This window comes from Pseudomonas sp. 31 R 17, assembly GCF_900004915.1.
GTDB lineage: Bacteria > Pseudomonadota > Gammaproteobacteria > Pseudomonadales > Pseudomonadaceae > Aquipseudomonas > Aquipseudomonas orientalis_A.
This window is the reverse complement of record NZ_CVTN01000014.1, coordinates 1-216: the sequence shown is the minus strand read 5'-3', so window position 1 is coordinate 216 and position 216 is coordinate 1. Positions and strand designations below refer to the sequence as shown.

Here is a 216-nt window from a genome sequence, read left to right as displayed (position 1 = left end):
CGAGAACGCGGCTTGGAGCGACGCTACCAAAGCAACAGCATCAAAGAAAAGCGAGTGCTTTCATTGTGGCGACTAGGCTTGGAATACTGGCGAATCTGCACAGATTTTGGAGGACGAGAACACATGGAAATATTGGAGCGGGCTCTGCGTGATGAGGTGCGCCATCAAGCGCAGAGCTTAGGGTGAATTTGTGGGGATCCCTCAGGGTCAGACCAC

1 pseudogene is annotated in these 216 nt (G+C 53.2%); it reads left to right on the top strand.

What is annotated here, in order from left to right:
• Positions 1-186 (top strand): annotated as a pseudogene (locus tag BFP89_RS29080) (IS4 family transposase); the annotation flags it as partial.
• Positions 187-216 lie beyond the last annotated feature (30 nt).